Origin of the sequence: Commensalibacter papalotli (ex Servin-Garciduenas et al. 2014) (assembly GCF_000527695.1) — a bacterium.
GTDB classification, from domain to species: Bacteria; Pseudomonadota; Alphaproteobacteria; order Acetobacterales; family Acetobacteraceae; genus Commensalibacter; species Commensalibacter papalotli.
The window spans coordinates 887,646-907,761 of the sequence record NZ_ATSX01000001.1 but is presented as its reverse complement, the minus strand read 5'-3'; the positions used below and the strand labels follow the sequence as shown (position 1 = coordinate 907,761).

The 20,116-nt window shown below is 36.4% G+C and carries 17 protein-coding genes; 9 read left to right on the top strand and 8 right to left on the bottom strand.

What is annotated here, in order from left to right; genetic code table 11:
• Positions 1–4: 4 nt before the first annotated feature.
• From COMX_RS04090 to COMX_RS04080, 3 genes are all read left to right on the top strand, one after another.
• On the top strand, positions 5–1,246 hold the full coding sequence (locus COMX_RS04090; protein ID WP_034337310.1) for a hypothetical protein: 1,242 nt from the start codon (positions 5–7) through the stop codon (positions 1,244–1,246).
• Between the two features lie 72 nt (positions 1,247–1,318).
• Positions 1,319–2,455 carry a hypothetical protein gene (locus tag COMX_RS04085; RefSeq protein ID WP_034337307.1) on the top strand — a complete coding sequence of 379 codons (1,137 nt, stop codon included), beginning with the start codon at positions 1,319–1,321 and terminating at the stop codon, positions 2,453–2,455.
• A gap of 20 nt (positions 2,456–2,475) precedes the next feature.
• Complete coding sequence (locus tag COMX_RS04080; RefSeq protein WP_034337304.1) at positions 2,476–2,979, top strand: hypothetical protein; 504 nt, start codon at positions 2,476–2,478, stop codon at positions 2,977–2,979.
• 243 nt (positions 2,980–3,222) lie between these two features.
• Here COMX_RS04080 and COMX_RS04075 read toward each other — a convergent pair whose 3' ends face one another.
• Together COMX_RS04075 and COMX_RS04070 are read right to left on the bottom strand one after the other, a co-directional pair.
• On the bottom strand, positions 3,223–3,696 hold the full coding sequence (locus COMX_RS04075; protein WP_034337301.1) for a hypothetical protein: 474 nt from the start codon (positions 3,694–3,696) through the stop codon (positions 3,223–3,225).
• Between the two features lie 126 nt (positions 3,697–3,822).
• The gene (locus tag COMX_RS04070) at positions 3,823–4,920 is read right to left on the bottom strand and encodes a branched-chain amino acid aminotransferase (protein ID WP_034337298.1); all 1,098 of its coding nucleotides are present in this window, start codon (positions 4,918–4,920) and stop codon (positions 3,823–3,825) included.
• Between the two features lie 323 nt (positions 4,921–5,243).
• On the opposite strand from COMX_RS04070, the gene gabD reads away from it, so the two are divergent.
• Positions 5,244–6,692, top strand: coding sequence for an NADP-dependent succinate-semialdehyde dehydrogenase (gene gabD, locus COMX_RS04065; RefSeq protein WP_034337296.1), 1,449 nt, complete (start codon positions 5,244–5,246; stop codon positions 6,690–6,692).
• A gap of 52 nt (positions 6,693–6,744) precedes the next feature.
• Here gabD and COMX_RS04060 read toward each other — a convergent pair whose 3' ends face one another.
• Both COMX_RS04060 and leuA read right to left on the bottom strand, forming a co-directional pair.
• Complete coding sequence (locus COMX_RS04060; protein WP_034337294.1) at positions 6,745–7,731, bottom strand: MYG1 family protein; 987 nt, start codon at positions 7,729–7,731, stop codon at positions 6,745–6,747.
• 250 nt (positions 7,732–7,981) lie between these two features.
• Complete coding sequence (gene leuA / locus COMX_RS04055; RefSeq protein WP_034337291.1) at positions 7,982–9,649, bottom strand: 2-isopropylmalate synthase; 1,668 nt, start codon at positions 9,647–9,649, stop codon at positions 7,982–7,984.
• Between the two features lie 170 nt (positions 9,650–9,819).
• Here leuA and COMX_RS04050 point away from each other — a divergent pair, with 170 nt between their 5' ends.
• Positions 9,820–10,587: a helix-turn-helix domain-containing protein gene (locus COMX_RS04050; RefSeq protein ID WP_034337288.1), complete on the top strand. Its 768-nt coding sequence runs from the start codon at positions 9,820–9,822 to the stop codon at positions 10,585–10,587.
• A gap of 55 nt (positions 10,588–10,642) precedes the next feature.
• The gene (locus COMX_RS04045; protein ID WP_034337285.1) at positions 10,643–11,974 is read left to right on the top strand and encodes a PIN domain-containing protein; all 1,332 of its coding nucleotides are present in this window, start codon (positions 10,643–10,645) and stop codon (positions 11,972–11,974) included.
• Between the two features lie 13 nt (positions 11,975–11,987).
• Here COMX_RS04045 and COMX_RS04040 read toward each other — a convergent pair whose 3' ends face one another.
• Positions 11,988–14,207, bottom strand: a complete 2,220-nt coding sequence (locus COMX_RS04040; protein ID WP_034337282.1) for a primosomal protein N' — start codon at positions 14,205–14,207, stop codon at positions 11,988–11,990.
• A 133-nt stretch (positions 14,208–14,340) separates the two neighbouring features.
• Complete coding sequence (locus tag COMX_RS04035; RefSeq protein ID WP_051461855.1) at positions 14,341–15,024, bottom strand: DUF421 domain-containing protein; 684 nt, start codon at positions 15,022–15,024, stop codon at positions 14,341–14,343.
• A 139-nt stretch (positions 15,025–15,163) separates the two neighbouring features.
• On the opposite strand from COMX_RS04035, the gene thiD reads away from it, so the two are divergent.
• From thiD to COMX_RS04020, 3 genes are read left to right on the top strand one after another with little or no spacing between them, the layout of a single operon-like run.
• Positions 15,164–15,967 carry a bifunctional hydroxymethylpyrimidine kinase/phosphomethylpyrimidine kinase gene (thiD, locus tag COMX_RS04030; protein ID WP_034337280.1) on the top strand — a complete coding sequence of 268 codons (804 nt, stop codon included), beginning with the start codon at positions 15,164–15,166 and terminating at the stop codon, positions 15,965–15,967.
• Positions 15,968–15,995: 28 nt separating this feature from the next.
• Positions 15,996–16,979 (top strand): tyrosine recombinase XerC, encoded by a 984-nt coding sequence (locus tag COMX_RS04025; RefSeq protein ID WP_034337278.1) that lies wholly within the window; start codon positions 15,996–15,998, stop codon positions 16,977–16,979.
• Positions 16,976–17,920, top strand: coding sequence for a retroviral-like aspartic protease family protein (locus COMX_RS04020; RefSeq protein WP_051461854.1), 945 nt, complete (start codon positions 16,976–16,978; stop codon positions 17,918–17,920). The genes COMX_RS04025 and COMX_RS04020 overlap by 4 nt, the downstream gene beginning before the upstream one ends.
• 264 nt (positions 17,921–18,184) lie before the next feature.
• On the opposite strand, the gene COMX_RS04015 is transcribed toward COMX_RS04020, so the two are convergent.
• Positions 18,185–18,589: a DUF4184 family protein gene (locus tag COMX_RS04015; protein ID WP_051461853.1), complete on the bottom strand. Its 405-nt coding sequence runs from the start codon at positions 18,587–18,589 to the stop codon at positions 18,185–18,187.
• Positions 18,590–18,596: 7 nt separating this feature from the next.
• Positions 18,597–19,967: a DHA2 family efflux MFS transporter permease subunit gene (locus tag COMX_RS04010; protein ID WP_034337275.1), complete on the bottom strand. Its 1,371-nt coding sequence runs from the start codon at positions 19,965–19,967 to the stop codon at positions 18,597–18,599.
• Between the last annotated feature and the right edge of the window lie 149 nt (positions 19,968–20,116).

The window sequence follows — 20,116 nt, the reverse complement described above, 5'->3', positions numbered from 1 at the left end:
TATCATGGTTGTGGTCCTAAGCAGGCAAGATGTTCATCAATTAACACCTTTATGTCCCAGAGAAATTGGGTTATATGATCGTTTAGTTCATGAAATATCAACAATCGCCAGTTCTGAGCATGCAGCTCTTTTTGCGCGTGTTGAATATAATAATAATATTGTAAGATGGAGCGCAGAGGGTAAAGATTTTACGCCGTGGAATAAACTGAACTCATCTCAACAAGAAGCCTTATTAAAAGCTATTCAGTCTATATTGTCGGATATTCAACTTCAGTTGCATGATTATCCAGATATGATGATAGCGCAACAATTTGATCAATATCGACAAATTCCATCTACAGAGTATATTTATGCAGTTGATGGTAAACCTGTATTAACAGGCTGGGGATATGGCGGGGATAAAGGCAGCTATGACCCATTGGGTACATTGTTGGTTTCCATTACACCTCAAAAAAAATATCCATGGTTTATGTTCCCATGGGTTACGGCATTAATGGCGTTATTTTTAGGTGTATTAGCGTCTTTATTATGGAATGTTTCTCGTCATTCAGACAAAGTTTGTTATGCAACGTATCCCCTGGTTAAAGAGGTCGAGGATGCCTTAAAAGAACAAAACAATAATAATGATCTTACTAAAAAGCGCGATGGTTTATTAAAAGCGTTGGAAACTTTAAAAAAACAATGCAAAATTCCACCTGTACAGCCATTAGAACCACAAGATGTGCCAGACCTGAAGCCTTTACCAGAAGAGCAAAAAGTTCCTGAATTGCCTCCTGTTCCAGAAGTGGATAAGCTACCCAATCCAGAAACTGTTAAAAAGCAAGAAGTTCCTCAACCAAAACCTGAACCAAAACCCGATAATAAAGCTGCTTTGCCTCAAGATTCTTGGAATAAAAAAGATAAATCTATGTTAAATGGTTGTTGGCATTTAACAACGCATCTAGAGCTTTATGAACAACGTTTATTTGGCTCATCTCACCAACCGGTAACAAACTGGAATTTATGCTTCAATCCTAATGGTGCAGGAAGACAAGTCTTAACCCGTCGTGATGGGGGAACGTGTACTGGCCCCTTAAACGCGCAGTTCCAAGGGAATCAACTGGTTTTAAATCAACCAACAGATTGTCAAGGGGCTTTCCATTTAATTCCTGGACGTAATGTTTGTACGAGAATAAATGACCAAGAAGCTCGTTGTACATATATAGATGCTGAAGGGCACCAATCTACGGGAACGTTCAAGCGTTAAATTATAGAAATATAAATATTAAAATTAAGATTGGTTTAAAAGAGAGCAGATGTGCACAGGAATAAATAAGATATGAATTTGATTTTAGCACAGCACTCTCTTGGTCAGTTGTTTTCTTTATATAAAAAAACGCCTGAACAAGATCAAGAATTCATTCGTGAAGTATCTTGGAAGGTAAGCCTTCAGCATGCTGCTTTATTTGCCAAACCAAATTTTATAAAAGATACAATTTATTGGCATTCTGAAGGGCAAAATACAGTTTCTTTGCAATCATTGTCAAAGGCGCAACAACAAGAAATCATTGAAATCATTCAACTGATATTAATCGATATTGCTTCTATTGCCAGACTTCACCCAAATGACAAATGGTCTCGTTCTTTCAGTCTTTGCAGTTGTTTTCCCTCGTTGGATTATGTGTATGTTGTGGATGGTCGTCCTGTTATTACTGGATGGGGATATGCTGGGGAGAATGGGTTCTATGATCCATTACAAGGAGAAACAGTAACAATCAAAAAACAAACACAACGGTTTTTATGGTTAAAATTTCCATGGGTTACCGCTTTAGTTGCTTTGTTTATGGGTGTTTTAATTTCATTACTGTGGCATGTTACTCAGCATTCAGATAAAACATGTAATGTTCAATATACTTCAGCTCTAGAGGTGGAAGGTGCGTTGAGAGCTCAAGATAAAAATCAAGAGCTTAATAAAAAACGGGATATATTATTACAGTCTCTGAAAAACTTAGATACACAATGTAAGGTGCCACCCGTTCATACGCAACAACCTCAAAATACACCTGAATTAAAGCCAAAATCACAACAAACAATAGATTTGCCAAAAGAATCTTGGAATAAAAAAGAAGTATCAATGCTTGATGGATGTTGGAATTTGACAACACCGTTAACACTTGTGTCTCGCCAAAGTAAAAAAATTGTTCCAGTTAAGACGTGGCAGGTTTGTTTTAATGAGGCTGGTAAGGGTAATCAAGCAATTACGATGATGAATGGTGTTTCTTGCAAAGGGCCTCTTGCTGCGCGGTTTGAGGGTACAAAAATTATTTTAGAGCAGCCCAAAAATTGTGATGGTGAATTTACGCTTGTCAAAGGAAATCATACTTGCACCAGAATTAACGATCAAGAAGCAAGTTGTATTTACAAAGACGAAGAGCAAAAAGATTCTCATGGAAGTGTTGGTATTTTCAAACGATAAATAAAATAGAAGTAATTGTAATGATTAAAAAAATATTCTTAATTACCGCAGGTCTACTTTTCCCGTTGATCACGAATGCGGGCGAACCAGTTTATCAACTGGATGGTAAAGATGGAAACTGGTCAGCTTTTCATTATTATGATCCACAGTTACAAAAAGTTACTGCATGTTTTGCTCTGTCTAATGATTTAACATTAGGGTTCAAAAGTAATGATGAAGGAGTAGGTTTATTACTTTGGGATAAGCAAGGAAACCTGGTTCCCAAAACAGATTCTAAGGCTGCAATTACTGTTGGTAAGCAACATTTTATTTTTATGATGCAGGCAATGGATAAAAATATGTCTATGAATAGGTTAACTGAAACTGATTTTAAAGGGTTATTGCAAGCTTTGTCTTATGGGCAGATTGCTTTGCTTGAGTACCAAAAACATCCCGTTTCTATGGTAGACTTATCCGGATTACCCAATATGTTAGTCAAGTTTCATCAATGTATCGAAAAAGCCAAATTTAAAGATTATAAATAGGATAAATGGTTTGATAACAAAAGGTTGATAAGAAGATGTGTTTATACTTAATGAATATTTTGTCTTGTTGAATAATGGGTATTTTTTAAAGCAGCTATTATGCTTATCAAATTGCCAGAAATAATAATCTGCGCACTCAGATATGATTTTGGTATAGTAGCTATTATTAATCCAGCGCAAATGCCAAGTTAAATGATTAATATAAAAAGGCTTTATAAAATAAAGCCTTCATAGAATAAACAGTTATTTTACATCTTGTGCTTGCTTCAGTTTTTCAAAAGCAGCTCTTTGTTCAGGGGTCAGTTTGCTTAACTGTTCTGGGCTAACATTTTTCAATTGTGTTTGCATAGCTTTTTGTGATGTCTCAATTAGTGCTTTGCGTTCTTCTGGTGTCATTTTAGCCATCATATCAATTTGTTCAAGAGCTTTTTCTTTTGCTGTTTCAAATTGTTTTTTTTGCTCGGGAGTAGATGCCTTTTTAATCATAGCATCCATTTGTGATTCAACCACTTTTCTTGATTGTGCTATTTGTTCTTTTTGTTGCTCTGGAGATAACTTATCAAAAGCAGCCATTGCGCTGGCCATATCATTACCAGCAGGAGCTGAAGAAGCATGAGGTGCAGTGGTTTGCGCATATACTTGAGATGTGATCCCAGCTGTTAATAAAGCTGTACATACACCAACGGATAGCATGATTTTTTTTGAAATTAATTTCATGATAGACAATATCTCCAAAACACTTAAAAGGTTAAGCTTGTATAATATTGATAATTATACAAGCTTTTATAGTATAATAGTTTTTATAAAAAAGCTATGAACTAATTTGATCAAGTATAATAAATATTATTTTACTTCTTGAATCCATTGATGTGTATCTGTGGCATTGCCATATTGAATATCAACAAGCATTTTATGGATTTCTTGGGTTAGTTTTCCAGGATTGCCATCGTGGATTTGATATTCACCCTCTTTATTTTTAACAAAACCAATTGGCGTTACAACTGCTGCTGTACCACAAGCGAAAACTTCACGGATTTTACCAAGCTCAATATCTTTGATCCATTGTTCAGCAGAATAACGTTCTTCACGAACAGTAATCCCTTTTTCTTTTGCAAGGGTAATAATAGAGTTGCGGGTAACACCAGGTAAAATAGTTCCCCCCAAAGGTGGTGTTAATAATGAACCATCATCCATGACAAAGAAAATGTTCATTCCGCCCATTTCCTCGATCCATTTATGTTCACCAGCATCCAAGAAAACCAATTGGTCGCAATTATTTTTTGTTGCTTCTTGTTGAGCGAGTAAGCTTGCAGCATAATTACCACCACATTTTGCTTCACCAGTTCCACCAGGCGCAGCACGGGTGTAATGTTCTGAAATCCATACAGTTACTGGTTTTGCACCTTTGGAAAAATATGAGCCTGCAGGAGAAGCAATTAACATAAATAAATAATCAGGGGAGGCTTTTACCCCAAGATAAGGAGTGCTAGCAATCATAAAAGGACGAAGATATAAAGTACCAACGGATTGATCTGGAATCCAATTTTTTTCAATTTTAACGAATTCATGAACTGCTTGTAAAAAATAGTCTTCTGGTAAAGGTGCCATTGCCATACGTTTGGCAGAGTTAATAAAACGTTTAGCATTTGCCTCTGGGCGGAAAAGTAAAATACGACCATCTTTTGCTTTATACGCTTTTAGCCCTTCGAAAATTTCTTGTCCATAATGAAAAACACAAACCGCAGGATCCAAGCTGATATTCCCGTATGGCTTGATATGTGCATTATGCCAACCTTTTTCTTCATTATAATGAATTAGCAGCATGTGGTCTGTGAATTTTTTTCCAAAACCAGGGTCTTTTAATATTTCTTGTCTTTGTTCTTCTGATACGGGGAATGAATTTTGTTCGAATGCAATTTCAAGACTTTTCCCAGAGCTCATTTTCTTATCTTTCTTTAATTGGCTATTTTATGTAATTTTATTACAAAATATATAACTACAAAATTCTTTTATTTGCAAGAGTTTTAGTTTTATATAATTATCAAGACCGTTATAAAATAAACAAACTTTGTATAACAAGCAAATTTTATGATAAATAGCGTTTTTTATATATTAATATATAACGCACTTGAATGTGATTTTATCATATATAAGATTAACGGCTAGAATAGGAGTAATTTTTATAATTAGAAGCCTAATGCTAACAATTATAAAATACCAAAGTTACTCACAATAATACTAGATCAAATGAGAAAGAAGTTATTATGAATCTAAAAAATCCATCCTTATTTCGTCAACAATGTTATATTAACGGCCAATGGCTTGATGCAGACAGTGGTCAAACAGTTAACGTAACAAACCCAGCGACGAATGATGTGATTGGTACTGTGCCTAAAATGGGTGCAGATGAAACACGCAGAGCAATCGAAGCAGCAGAAAAAGCACAAGTTCAATGGCGCAGAAAAACAGCCAAGGAACGTTCTGTTATTTTGCGTCGTTGGTTTGATCTGGTGTTAAAAAATCAAGAAGATCTAGCGTTATTATTGACCTTAGAGCAAGGTAAACCTTTGGCAGAAGCAAAGGGTGAAATTGCATATGGTGCGTCGTATCTGGAATGGTTTGCCGAAGAAGCAAAACGTATTTATGGAGATGTTCTTCCTGGGCATATGACGGATAAACGTATTACGGTTTTAAAACAACCTATTGGTGTTACAGCTGCGATTACACCTTGGAATTTCCCTAATGCAATGATTACCCGTAAAGCTGGGGCGGCTTTGGCTGTTGGATGTTCGATGGTTTTAAAACCTGCAACTGCAACGCCATATTCTGCATTGGCTTTGGCTGTATTAGCTGAAGAAGCAGGTTTGCCAGCAGGGGTTTTAAATGTTGTAACAGGGGCTGCCAAAGCAATTGGTGATGAATTATGTAACAATCCAATTGTTCGTAAAATAACCTTTACAGGCTCTACGGAAATTGGTGCAGAATTGATGAAAAACTGTGCTGCAACTGTTAAGAAAATGTCTATGGAACTGGGTGGAAATGCACCATTTATTGTTTTCGATGATGCTGATCTTGATGCAGCGGTCGAAGGGGCAATGGTTTCTAAATATAGAAATGCTGGACAAACTTGTGTTTGTGCCAATCGTCTTTATGTTCAAAAAAATGTTTATGATGCCTTTGTTGAAAAATTAAAAGTTGCAGTAGGCAAATTAAAAATTGGTAATGGCACGGAAGCTGGTGTTACAATCGGTCCAATGATTGATGCTAAGGCTGTTGCAAAAGTCCAAGAACATATTGATGATGCTGTTTCAAAAGGTGCTAAAGTTGCTGCGGGTGGTAAGGCATTAGGCGGTAATTTCTTTGAGCCAACTATTCTTGCGAATGTTCCAACCAGTGCAGTTGTCTCTAAAGAAGAAACATTTGGGCCTTTGGCACCTGTATTTTGTTTTGAAACAGACGAAGAGGTCATTCGTTTAGCAAATGATACAGAATTTGGTTTAGCTTCTTATCTATATGCGAATGATATGTCTCGGATTATCAAAGTATCAGAAGAATTAGAATACGGCATGGTTGGTATTAACACAGGTTTGATTTCTAATGAAATGGCACCTTTTGGTGGTATTAAAGCTTCTGGTTTGGGTCGTGAAGGATCTAAATACGGTATTGAGGATTATTTAGAAATTAAATATCTTTGCCTTAGTATAAAGCAGTAAGTTAAATAAAAGGCTATTTAGAATATTCTAAATAGCCTTTTTATTAAGAAGGTTAACCTCCTAATGTTTTTTCAGCTAAAGCAATTGCAGATTCTTTGGTTTCTGTAACAGCAATAAACAAGCCTTTATGCACAAATTTCGATCCTGGAATTCCTGTTTCAGTAGCTAGAGCTTCACCCTCTAGTCCACCCCAGCTGGCTGGGAATAATTTACGCCGATCATTACCGTGCATGCGAATGGGAACCGTTCCAATACGCCATTCATTTTCTGCTGGGTATATGACAAGCTGTGTAGCCCATGCGTTGGCGAAAATAGGATAAATATGAGGCATCCAACGAGGGAGCATTAAAATACGTTTATCTGGACTATTTTTATAAGCTTCTTCAGTACATCCAATGGCTCTGAGGCGGGCAAATTCAATATTTAATTGATAAATTAAAATAGTACGAACAATTTTCGAAGCTTCAAAAAAACGTTCTAATTGGGTAGAAGAATCATCTGTATCCCATGCTGGATTAAATACATTGATAATAGAGGAAAAATTTAATCCATTTTCAGGGCGCATTTTACCGTTATCAATTGCATCTATTGGAATAACAAGTGCTTTTTCAATAACATTATGTGCAATTTTACGAGATTTATCATCAAGATCAGGTGCCAGTTTTTGAATTACGTCCAATCCAAAAGCACGCCAGATTAATCCAGCAGAGCTGTAGGGAATGGTTCCCTCTATACCCTTGGGTGTTTGTTTGATATCTCTTTCTGGTGCGCCAATTTGATGATGGTCAAAAAGACGTTTTCCATCAAATACCCCCCCTACGTCAAAGACGATATCTGCCTTTTCAATAATTTCAGTATCCCGCGTTCTTTCTACTTTAAAGGGGCGGTTATCTAAATCTAGTGCTAAGGATAATGTTGTGAACGAAAAAACATCATCAATATGAAATCGGCCATTATGGGTAACAATCAAAAGTTCTTTGTTACGATCCATGAGCCCTTCTGTAAGAGAATCAGAAGGAATTGTAACTGCACTAGACATAATGTCTCCTGTGATAAAAGCTATTAATATATAAAAATGTTAATTTTTGCCTATCATAAAGAAAAATAAAAAGAGAAGCGAGTGTAAAATTGTTTTTTAAGCTATGTATCAAAATCGATTGTTTTTTTATACTATGTGGCTTTTCTTAAGATTGATTATAACAATTTATAATATTTTAATATTTGCAGAATTACTTTAAAACAGTAAAAGAGGCTCTTAGTAGTTTTTGGACTAAGAGCCTCTTTAATGATTATCCTATAAATTTACTGACTGCGTTTAATAGCGCTTTTAATGAAGAGCTAAGAATATCATTATCAATAGCAACCCCCCAGAAGCTTTCACCTGCTCTATTAGAACATTTAATATAGCTGATAGAACGGCTATCACTATTTTTACCCAACGTATGTTCGTTATATTCAACAATACGGAAATCTAAATGTGTCTTTTCTTTTAAGATCGCAGTACCTGCTGATAAAACGCCATTTCCTTCGCCTTCCATCGTTGATTTTTTTCCATCAATATTCAATGTAAGTTTTAATTTGGTACTATTGGGCGCATTTTGTTCCACATTAAATTCTTGCAAAGTCAATTTATTTTGACCTGTTAATCCATAATGCTCACGGAAAATAGACCAGATTTCAGCAGGGGTCAGTTCATGACCTGATTGATCCGTTTTTTGTTGAATAATAATACTAAATTCACGTTGTAGATGTGGTGGAAGTTCAATCCCATGATTTTGTTGTAATATCCATGCAGCACCACTTTTCCCAGATTGACTGTTTACGCGAATGACGGCTTCATAGCTGCAGCCTAAATCAGCAGGGTCAATTGGCAAATAAGGCATTTCCCAATAGGTATGATTTTGTTTTTGGTGATTTTGAAAGCCTTTTTTAATGGCATCTTGGTGACTGCCAGAAAATGCTGTAAAGACAAGATCCCCAACATATGGATGTCTTGGATGAATAGGAAGTTCATTACATTCTTTGACGACTTCACCAATATGTTTTATATCGTGAAAATCAAGGTTAGGATGTATCCCTTGAGAATATAAATTTAATGCTAATGTCACAAGGTCTGCGTTTCCGGTGCGCTCGCCATTGCCAAACAAACATCCTTCAATACGGTCTGCACCTGCTAATAATGCTAATTCTGATGCTGCGATTGCGGTGCCGCGATCATTATGAGGATGCACACTGATGCAAACTTTGCTTCGTTGTGAGAAGTGAGTGCAAAAATATTCTATTTGATCGGCAAAAACATTTGGAGTGCTAGCTTCAACAGAGCTAGGCAAATTGATAATCATCGGTCTTTGCTCTGAAGGTTTCCACACATCTGCCACCGCTTCGCAAATACGAACCGCATACTCAATTTCAGCCAAAGAGAAATTTTCAGGAGAATATTCAAAAGTCCAATGAGTTTGTGGATTTTTATTACATTGATCGACAACTAATTGTGTGGCTGTCGTGGCCATATCGATAATTTCATCTTGAGATTTATTAAACACAATTCGTCTGAAGATTTCCGCAATGGCGTTATAGACATGAATAACGACTTTTTTAGCGCCTTTTAATGCTTCAAAGGTGCGTTCAATTAATTCTGGACGAGCGGCTGTTAATACTTGGATAGTAACATCATCAGGAATCATGTTATTATCAATTAAATAACGTACAAAATTGAACTCTGTATCAGATGCGGAGGGAAAACCGACTTCGATTTGTTTAAAACCACAATCAACTAATAACTTAAAAAAACGAATCTTTCGATCATGATCCATAGGGTTGATTAAAGATTGATTACCATCGCGCATATCCACGGCACACCAAATAGGGGCTTTAGTAATGGTTTTACTTGGCCATGTGCGCTCAGGAAATGGGAAAGCGTTAAACGGGCGGTATTTTGTTTCTGGATTAATTAACATTGGATTTGACCTTTTAAAATGTCTTTAATAGTGACGATTGAGATCAGTATAACCAAGGTAAATTTGATTCGCTTTTGAAGCCCAGACATGTTTTTTCTCAAAATGGACAATTTGTTCTATTATTAGCATTAAAACTGCTGTAAATTATCGTATGTTCGATAATATATAGCATGAATGGTTTGTCTGTTTTGACCCTCTTATCCGTTAAAGAATATCATTTTTCGAGTGAGCATTTTGAAGACAAGTTGCATCGGCATGAATGTGTGCAATTATTGGTCATTAAAAAAGGGCTGATTCGAGTGGAAACACAGACAAGCTGCTCGGTCATTACAGAAAAAGATGGTATTTGGATTATTGCAGGGTCGATGCATAGGCTGACAATGCTTAAGGATACGTCTTTATATAGTATCTATGTTGATCCGTTTGCGCGTGCTGATTTTCCCTATAAAACTCAAGTCGTGAATGTTTCGCCGTTAATGCATGCGTTGATGCCAAAACTGGTTGGGATCGATAGTCATTATTTACCTCATTCTATTGAAGAATGGATGATTGAGCTCTTTTTAAATGAATTACGTTCTTTGTCCGATTTATATGCGTTTGAACTGCCTTATCCTAAAGATGCTGAGTATCAAGATATCTGTCACTATTTTTCAGAAAATTTGGATTATCCTTGGTCTGTGGCTGATTTTTCGAAACGATTAAAGGTGAGTGATCGAACCGTTACGCGTCAATTTTATAAACAAACAGGGTTAAGTTTTGTCGAATGGCTCCGTAGAAAACGGATACAAGTTGCTTTGGAACTGTTAACCTCTGGCGAACCGATTACACAGGTCGCTTTGCAAGTAGGATATGATAGTCCAAGTGCATTTACGACCGTGTTTAAGCAACGGTTAGGGTTTACGCCAAGGGACTATGTGAATAAGGTGATGGGTAAGTAATAATAATGTTTATATAATAAACAAAATATAATCGTTTCAACTAAAGAGAAACTGAATGCACAAATTATCCTTAATTGTAGATACTAATTTTTTTCATGAATGTAGAGAAATCGAGACTCTGAATTGGGCTATATTAGGGAGTTTTGATAGCATTAATGTGATTGTTACTTCGCGTGTTATAGCAGAGCTAGATAAGCAAAAAAATGATTCTAAACCAAGAATTAAACGTCGTGCATTAAAGGTTAATACAATCTTAGCAAGTATTATAGATGCTAATTTAGAACCTTATGTAATTCAAGAAACGGTTCCGCGTGTTTTACTAACAGTTGAGAATATAGCACCATCTCGTCAATATAGTCATATTTTAGATGATCGTGTAACAGATGATATGATTGTTGCAACAGCATGTGCACTAAGGGATAAATATCAAGATAGAGAATTCTATTTGTTGTCAGGAGATTTGGGCGTAGCAGCAAAAGCATTAGATCCAGACATTCAATTAGCTTTTAAGCGTATTCCTGATGAATGGAAACGTGGTTTAGAGGAAGATGAAGAGCAAAAAAAAATACGGCGGTTAAAAGAAGAACTAGCTAAATATACAAAACAAGAGCCTGATATTCAGATTTCTGTAAAGAAGAAAGATGACCAAGAGAAAACAGATAAACTAGTTTTATCGCGCGATGCTTTTGTTTCATTAACCTATGAAGAAGTGCGTAAATTAGAAAAATATTTAAGAAATCAATATCCCGTAGAACCACAACCATATTCTTTAGTAATGTCACATATTAATCGCTTTTATAATGCCAATCCTGGAATTACTTTAGAAGAATATTATAATTATGAAAGAGAACATAACTATTGGTTGATAGAGAGTGAAAATGAATTTTCTAAATTAGATAAAAATTTTAATAATAACCTTTCTTGGATAGCTTGTATCTCTATTGATAATCAAGGGAGTATTCCCGCACAAAATGTTACTGTGCGTTTAACAGCGAAAGGAAAAATAAAAGTAGCTTATTATTGTGAACGAAATATAAGTAGAAATATTTTAACTAATCCTCCTTGCTTACCCTTTGCTAGTGGAATAACAGCTAACTATAATCCATATTCTAAACAACGTAATTTAGATAATATAGATTACCAACCATATAAATGGATAGAATTTACATTTGATTCTTTACAGCATCAGATTGGTGCTCAAAAATTATGGATAGATATATTTGCTGAGGATATTGATGAGCAGCTTAACGCCGCAATTGAGGTGAAAATATTTGCAGCAAATATACCGACTTCTATTAAAAAAACTATTTCCGTTCAATTACAACAAAAAAAGTGTTTGGCATTATTCGATAAAGCTAAAGAAATGATTGATCATATTGCAGATTAAGAATAGATAAGCTTTACAAAAATGAAATAGGATCAATATCCACATCAATTTTAACGCTTTTCTTAGCTTTTACGCTAGATAGCCATTGATGTAAAATCGGTTGAATGGCGATATGTTTCTGCGTTCTAAGTAACAGCCGTTGTCTATAGCGATTGCGCAGTAAAGCCAAAGGTGCAGGAGCAGGACCAAGAACAATCACACCTTCCATTTGTGGGGCATTTTGTCCAAGTTCATAAGCAATTTGCATCGCTTCATCACTCGTATCTGCACTGACGATAATGGCGGCCAGACGACCATAAGGCGGCCAAAATCCCATTTGGCGTTCGGCGGCTTCTTGTAACATAAATTCGTTGAAATCGCCTTTGACTAATGTTTCCATAACGGGATGATCGGCAAGGTAGCTTTGTAACATCACTATCCCTGCGGAGTGCGCCCGCCCAGCACGTCCGCCGACTTGGTGTAACAGTTGCAAAGTTTTTTCAGAGGCTCTTAAATCTGCACCACTTAATCCAAGGTCAGCATCAATCACACCCACTAACGTTAAAAATGGAAAATGCCAGCCTTTGGCAACAATTTGAGTGCCGATAATAAGATTAACTTCTTTCTGATCAATCTGACGAATAGCTTCAGCCGTTGCTTTTGGACTGGTTAAGCTGTCACTCGACATGACTAGGATTTTAGCATCAGGAAAAGTTGCGCGTGCTTCCTCTGTGATCCGTTCTATTCCAGGGCCAATAGGAACCATGCTGTCGGGTGCATCACAATAAGGGCATTCTTTGGGAATGGGGATAAAATACTCACAATGATGGCAAACCAAACGTTGAGTGCGACGATGTTCAACCAACCAAGCCGAACAATGAGGGCATTCCAGACGATGCCCACAAGCACGACACAGGGTTAACGGTGCATAACCTCGGCGGTTTAAAAAATATAAAACTTGCTCTCCTTTTTCAAGTCGCTGTTGAGTGGCTATGATTAAAGGTGGAGATAAAAATAAGCCTCTATGCGGTGGTGTTGCACGCAAATCCACTACTTGCACATCGGGCATTGATGCTCCGCCATGGCGTGCGGTCAGGGTTAAATGGTGGTATTTTTGATGATATGCATTGGTTAGGGTTTCAAGCGATGGTGTTGCGGAGACAAGCACCGCTGGGCAATTTGATAATCTGGCTCTTACAATCGCCATATCTCTGGCGTGATAAATAATCCCTTCCTCTTGTTTAAAGGAGGTTTCATGTTCTTCATCAATAATAATCAGCCCCAAATGGGTAAAAGGAAGAAATAAAGCAGACCTTGCCCCAACAAGCACAGAAACTTCATTGTTAATAACGGCTTGCCAAGTTAATTTTCGTTGTTTATTGGTTAAGTCAGAATGCCAAAGCGCAGGTTTTACGCCAAACCTTTTTTCAAAACGCTCTATCCACTGTGAGGAAAGTGCAATTTCAGGCAGTAAAATTAAAACTTGTTGTCTTTGCTCTATACAAGTTGCAATAGCTTGCATATACACTTCGGTTTTTCCAGAACCAGTAACGCCTTGTAGCAAGGTAACAGAGAACTGTTGCTCTTTGACTTTTACACTCAGAAAGTTTGCTGCTTCTTGTTGTTCATCAGATAATAGAGGAATATGAAAGGATGGGTCAGGCTCTAGGAATGGACAATGATAAGGTAAAAGCTTTTCCTCTATAATACCAGCCTTGGCGAGCCCTTGAATGACGCTGGAACTCACTTGTAACGCATCCGTCAAAAAACCAGTTGTAAATGGATTTTCTTTATCTTTTAAAAATTGGATAATTTTCTCTCGAGCAGGAGTCACACGGATTGTGTCGATTGGAGTGTCGGATAAAATCCATCCTGATTTGGGTACATTGGTGGAGGCATAAGTTTGAATACCACGTAGTGCAATGGCCAAAACCAACCCTGGAGGTGATATTGTATATGCAGCAACCCAATCAATAAATTCAAGGAGAATAGTAGGTAGGGGAGGAATCGGTAAAATAGATATAATAGATTTTATTTTATTTATTTTCTTAGGCTTTTCTTCAGGTAAAGAAATACCTTTAGGTAAACTGTGTTTTTCCCAAATAACCCCCATTTCTTCTCTGCTACCTAAAGGCACTATAATCAATGTGCCGGGTCTCAATGATTCATACTCTAGTTCTGGGGGAACTTGATAATAAAAAGGCTCTTTGAAAGGGTAAGGTAATAAAACAGGCAGAATATGAGAAGGGGGCATAATATTTAAAGTGTATTAATGGAACATAGTATGACTTATACTCTTATTTATAAGATAGCAGCAAATAAAGAATAATGTTTTTCGCTTCAGGTTATTTCCTCTTTTATTTTTGATAAAATAAGTTTAGCAATATCTAAGATTGATCTTTTGGTTTCAAAGTCACAGGAACCGTTACTTTTTTACCATCATTCAGTGTGATGATAATCATTTTGCTATAATATTCAGCGATAAAGACTTCTTTTAATTCTAGCTTATTGTTTTCTAATAAATGCGCAATAAATTGATTGTCAGTATCAAACAACTCTAATGGTAAACGTTGTATTTCACCTCTTAAGATTAAAACAATTGAAGGCTCATTTTGATTTTGTTCAATGATTGTAAGTTGTCCATTAGGTTCAACTTGGGCGTAATTTATTTCTTGAATAGAGCCAATACCTCTTGAATGTAAAATAGATAATAAGTTAATCATATCGATTTTGTTTTGTTTGTTATTGATTGTATCGATCATGAGTTGACCATTTTTAATGATTGTAATAGGGTCACCCAGTGTAAATGATCGAAATATTTCAAATTTTTTGGCTACTTTGTTAAGCAAATGCATTAAGAATGTGCCAATAATTAGTACCAATACATAAGTATACATCGGAATGGTATCACTATAAATGACCCCACCGATAATACCACCAAGAATAAAGTTACCAATCAAATCAATTGGAGACATTTGAGAAATTTGCGTTTTACCAGAAAGGTTAAAATAACAAATGACAATAATAAAACCAATTATAAACTTAAGAAAAACTAATGCGAAGAAAGTCATAAAAGCCTCCTTTATTACAAAGACATTATTTATTTTAAATTATAAAGTGAAAATATAAGGATTTTTAAAAAGTTATTTCTAAGTTATATCAAATATTTAGATAAAAACGAATAATATATTTCAATAGGAAATAGGTTCAATGATAAAAAATATTTTAACAATTGCTGGCACCGATCCCAGCGGTGGGGCTGGGATCCAAGCTGATATTAAAACATTTTCTGCACTTGGAACCTATGCCATGTCAGTGATTACGGCTGTTGTTGCCCAAAATACCCAAGGGGTCAGATCTTATCGAACAATGGATGCTGCATTTGTTGGTGAGCAAATAGATACTATTTTCGAAGATATAACTGTTGATGCTGTTAAAATCGGAATGTTGGCTAATGCAGAAATTGTGGAGGTCGTAGCCGCAAAATTAAAACAATATGCTGTGAAAAATATTGTTTTGGACCCTGTAATGGTGGCAAAAAGCGGAGATTCTTTGATTGATGAATCTGCGGTTTTAGCGATTAAAGAGATTTTATTACCCCAGGTAACAGTGATAACCCCAAATATTCCTGAAGCTTGCGTTTTATTAAATATTAAAGAGCCAATTGCTTTTGACGAAATGGAGCAAGAGGCAAAAAGGATATTACAATCAAAGTCCCAATGGGTTTTATTAAAAGGTGGGCACTTAATAGGTGATATTTGTCGTGATGTATTATGTAACTCACAAGAAACATATGAGTTTGTTGGTAAGAGAATTATAACAAAGAACGACCATGGTACTGGATGTACGTTGTCTTCGGCAATTACAGCTTTATTACCAATGATGACTGTCCCAAAAGCTGTTGAAAATGCCAAAGAATTTTTAGAAGAGGCTTTGAAATCGAGCAACCAACTATCAGTTGGTCATGGTCATGGTCATGGTCCATTGCATCATTTTTGTAATTTATGGAAATAATAGTGAACTGTAAATCAAGGTAAAATGAATGCTGGCTTTTGAATTATTACAACAATATTTAGGGTGGATGAGGGATAGCCGCAGGGCTTCTGAACATAGTTTGACCGCATATCAGCAAGATTTAACTCGGTTTTTGGGATTTTTAACCGTGCATTTCGGTGAGGAGCCCACCAAGGAAACTTTATCTACAGTCTCTCACAAGGATTTACGTTCATGGTTGGCTGATGAGAATACAAAAGCTCTGAATAATCCTCAATTAGGTCGCGGAAGACATACTCAAGATGCAGCTATTCGTACTCGTCGCAGACGGTTATCGGCATTAAAGTCTTTTTATCGTTATCTTGCCCTTCATCATCAAGTGGAAAATATTGCGCCCACTTTGTTAAATACACCAAAGGTGAAACAGCCTTTACCTCATCCTTTGTCTCAGGAAGAAGCAACCGCACTTGCCAAAGATATAGCTATTATAGATCAATCCCCATTGGCACAAAGTCGAGATATTGCGCTATTCACGCTGTTATATGGTTGTGGTTTACGTTTATCTGAGGCGTTAGGATTAGATTGGATCGACTTGTATCATGCAGGATTAAATGCAGATGGTGGAATGCTACGGGTTTTGGGAAAAGGGAATAAAGAACGAATATTGCCTATTTTACCGATGGTTGCAAAGGCATTAATACAATGGAAGGCACAATATCCTGGCATTTCAGAAGGTAAAAATCCTGTTTTTGTTGGACTAAGAGGAAAGCGATTAAATCCATCTATTGCACAAAAAACAATGCGAGAATATCGACGCATGATGGGTTTGTCTGAATTGGCTACACCACACGCATTACGTCATTCTTTTGCCACGCATATTATGCAAAATGGTGGTGATCTCAGAACAATTCAAACGTTATTGGGGCATGCCAGTCTTTCTACAACACAGAGATATACGTTAATGGATGAAACTCAATTATTAAAAATATGGGAAAAAGCACATCCGCGTGCGCATCAGGATAAGGAAATATGAAAAGAAACTTGTATTTTTGTTTTTATAGTCTGTTACTAGTACTAGTTTTTTTTAGTGTTGTTTCATCTGATGTCAAAGCACAAAATTCGTGTGATTATGAAAAAATAGGGCAAGCTCCTTTAAAAGATGTTGGGGGATTTTTACTGGTCACAGTAACGTTAAATGGCCGTCATTTTAACATGGTCGTGGATACAGGATCAGAAGGCAGTTTGATTTCTCCAGGAGGGGCAAAGTTACTAAACCTTCCTATCGACCCTAATCGTCAAACAGTTGTGCAAGGCCCCAGAGGGGGACAAGAGCTGGTGCAAAATGTCCTTATTCAACGTATGGGGTTGGGAAAACTGACCATAGGGCCTTTATCAGTACCGTTGGGAAATTTACCTTCCTCTCCCAGGCTTGATATTCCTGTGATTGGGTTAATTGGTGCAGATATTTTATCTCATTTTGATTTAGAGTTTAATGTCCAAGCGGGAATTTTATCTTTTTGGCACGTTGAGTCTTATTCTATGTTATGTCATGTTCCGCCCTTTTGGGGGGATAATATGCAATCTGTGCCATTAAAAATGGTGGGGCATCGTCCTTTTGTGGATGTTAAGGTTGATCACAAACCTTTGGTGGCATTACTGGATAGTGGCGCACGCTCTCGAATTGTGGCTTTTGATACGGCTTTAAAAATAGGGGTGCCGTACCATATCTTAACCCAAGATCCAGGAGGCATTGCCAGTGGTGTGGATATGCGCAGCACTCGGTATTATTGGCACAAGTTCAAATCCTTTCAATTGGGCGACGATATAGAACCCAACCCAACCTTAACGGTTTCTCCTCTGCATGATTCAATGAATATGTTGATTGGTTCGGATTGGTTCGCAACACGCCATGTCTGGGTATCTTATGCTCGTCAGAAGTTGTTTTTTATGAATAATGCGGTTAAGGGGAAATGAAATGAGTAATCTTCCTGTAAATGCTAAAACACTTGAAGAAGCATTACAATTTTTTTGATATGAAAATTGCAAAGCAAAAGGGAAAACAAGTCCCATTGAAAAGACTGCAATTCCTAATAATTTATAGAGTTTTTGTTGGTTGATAAGCTGTTCAGATCAGAAAAGCTTGATTTAAAATGATATTGTCGATATTTAATGACAAGATATAACAAACCAAAGAATGATCCTAAATATTGTAACAGTTTATAAATACACATTTCTTGTCTATTTATATTGTAAAAAAACAATATTTCTTACAAAACTGCTAGTCTCATGTGTAAAGCCATCCCATATAATATGTGTTGCGGCGCCAATAAATAGAGATATACCAATTATAATATAACCTCTAAGGCTCCATTGATTATAGGCTTTAATAGGAATAGGCAAGGCTTTGTTCAAACTAGAAGAAAGCATCGATAGTAATATAAAAATTACAATGCAAAGTGGAAACGCTGTATATAACCATCCCGTAAAATGATGTGCCGTGGTCGAGATATTATATAATCCAACCGAGTAAAATAAATCTGGTGATATACTGCCAATAATAAGCGCTGGCAGGTTTAAGAACTTTCCTATTCTAGATTGCTTTATGGGAAAAACGACAGCAGGATGGGAAAATGTCCAAGGCATAGCACATTTATACTCTTTTATTTGGCATGAACATAAAGATAAAGGCACTGATCACTGTGATACAACCAAGATAAAACCACGTATAATGAAAATGTGTCGCAGGCACAGCATGAAGATGAATTTTCTCATCTAATGTTAATAATATCGCAGAAACTGCAACGCCCGCTGCCATAGAAACTTGCATAACGGTTGATAACAAACAACTGCCTGCAGGTTGTCTTTTGGCTGATAGATCTAATACAGTAGAAGTATTCATTGCTGTGAACTGCATAGAGTTAATAAAGCCTGTGATAAACATTAAGGCTGCAATAAAGGTCCAACTGGAATGCTCATTAACAAAGCAATAAGACATATAAGATGCGCTTAGAAGAATAGTGTTGATAAATAGGAAATTGCGGTATCCCATAAATTTAATAGAGTGCGATACAAAAGGCTTGGCAATCATAGCTGCAAAGGCAAGAGGTAACATTGCCACGCCGCAAGCTACGGGGGATAGCCCCATTAATCTTTGTAACATTAAAGGAATCATGAATGGAACAGCACCACAGCCTAATCGTGCAACCAGATTTCCTAATATACCAATGGAAAAGCTTTTAATTTTAAAAAGAGTGGGGCTAAATAAAGGATAATCATGATACAACGATCTTACCCAATATAGAGCCAGTAAACATAATCCGATGCAAAAGATGATCGTGGGTGGTGTATAGTTTTGTGTTTCACTGTAAAGACTTAGTGCATAGGTAATTAATGCAATTGCCGCTGCAAAAATAATATATCCCCATCGATCAATACGAACGGCTTTGTCACTTTGCCTGGGAAAATAATGTAGTGCAAAATAAATACCAACTAAGCCAAACGGAACGTTAATCAGAAAAATCATAGACCAATCTAGATATGTTGCAATCATTCCTCCAGCAATCGGGCCGATTAAGGGGCCCATAAGCCCTGGAATAGTCACTAAACTTAGTGCTTTAACCAGCTCTTTTTTAGGAAATGTTTGAATAATCGCCAAGCGCCCAACGGGTAACATCATAGCACCGCCTATTCCTTGGATAATTCGGGCGACCAAAAGTTGATTTAATGTATGCGAAATTCCACAAAGAAAAGAGCCCAAAGTAAAAATACATAAGGCAATACAAAAAATAATACGACAGCTATATTTTTGGCATAAAACACCTGTCAAAGGAATGAATATGGCATTAGCAATCATATAATAAATAATTATATTTTTCGTAACAGCCAAAGGAGCGTGAAAAACACCAGACAAATAGGGAATAATCGTATTAACAGAGGTCGTATCTAACGATGCCATAAAAAAAGCAATTGCCGCAACGATTGGCAGTAATTTTCTTTGTTTATCTATGTTGATATCACTCATGATTTTTGATGTAGTTACTTTGTTTTATTTTATGTATGATATAGAAGAATACATGATGAATAGTATTTATGGCTTTTATATGCTTTTTTTAATCAAAAAACATATCAAAAGCAACATAATGAATATTATTTTAAACAAAATTAAACCAT

Excerpts from the sequence above, each read along its gene's own strand:
- COMX_RS04090 (WP_034337310.1), top strand. The coding sequence starts at position 5 with ATGGTTGTGGTCCTAAGCAGGCAAGATGTTCATCAATTAACACCTTTA.
- COMX_RS04085 (WP_034337307.1), top strand. The coding sequence starts at position 1,319 with ATGAATTTGATTTTAGCACAGCACTCTCTTGGTCAGTTGTTTTCTTTA.
- COMX_RS04080 (WP_034337304.1), top strand. The coding sequence starts at position 2,476 with ATGATTAAAAAAATATTCTTAATTACCGCAGGTCTACTTTTCCCGTTG.
- COMX_RS04075 (WP_034337301.1), bottom strand. The coding sequence starts at position 3,696 with ATGAAATTAATTTCAAAAAAAATCATGCTATCCGTTGGTGTATGTACA.
- COMX_RS04070 (WP_034337298.1), bottom strand. The coding sequence starts at position 4,920 with ATGAGCTCTGGGAAAAGTCTTGAAATTGCATTCGAACAAAATTCATTC.
- gabD (WP_034337296.1), top strand. The coding sequence starts at position 5,244 with ATGAATCTAAAAAATCCATCCTTATTTCGTCAACAATGTTATATTAAC.
- COMX_RS04060 (WP_034337294.1), bottom strand. The coding sequence starts at position 7,731 with ATGTCTAGTGCAGTTACAATTCCTTCTGATTCTCTTACAGAAGGGCTC.
- leuA (WP_034337291.1), bottom strand. The coding sequence starts at position 9,649 with ATGTTAATTAATCCAGAAACAAAATACCGCCCGTTTAACGCTTTCCCA.
- COMX_RS04050 (WP_034337288.1), top strand. The coding sequence starts at position 9,820 with ATGAATGGTTTGTCTGTTTTGACCCTCTTATCCGTTAAAGAATATCAT.
- COMX_RS04045 (WP_034337285.1), top strand. The coding sequence starts at position 10,643 with ATGCACAAATTATCCTTAATTGTAGATACTAATTTTTTTCATGAATGT.
- COMX_RS04040 (WP_034337282.1), bottom strand. The coding sequence starts at position 14,207 with ATGCCCCCTTCTCATATTCTGCCTGTTTTATTACCTTACCCTTTCAAA.
- COMX_RS04035 (WP_051461855.1), bottom strand. The coding sequence starts at position 15,024 with ATGACTTTCTTCGCATTAGTTTTTCTTAAGTTTATAATTGGTTTTATT.
- thiD (WP_034337280.1), top strand. The coding sequence starts at position 15,164 with ATGATAAAAAATATTTTAACAATTGCTGGCACCGATCCCAGCGGTGGG.
- COMX_RS04025 (WP_034337278.1), top strand. The coding sequence starts at position 15,996 with ATGCTGGCTTTTGAATTATTACAACAATATTTAGGGTGGATGAGGGAT.
- COMX_RS04020 (WP_051461854.1), top strand. The coding sequence starts at position 16,976 with ATGAAAAGAAACTTGTATTTTTGTTTTTATAGTCTGTTACTAGTACTA.
- COMX_RS04015 (WP_051461853.1), bottom strand. The coding sequence starts at position 18,589 with ATGCCTTGGACATTTTCCCATCCTGCTGTCGTTTTTCCCATAAAGCAA.
- COMX_RS04010 (WP_034337275.1), bottom strand. The coding sequence starts at position 19,967 with ATGAGTGATATCAACATAGATAAACAAAGAAAATTACTGCCAATCGTT.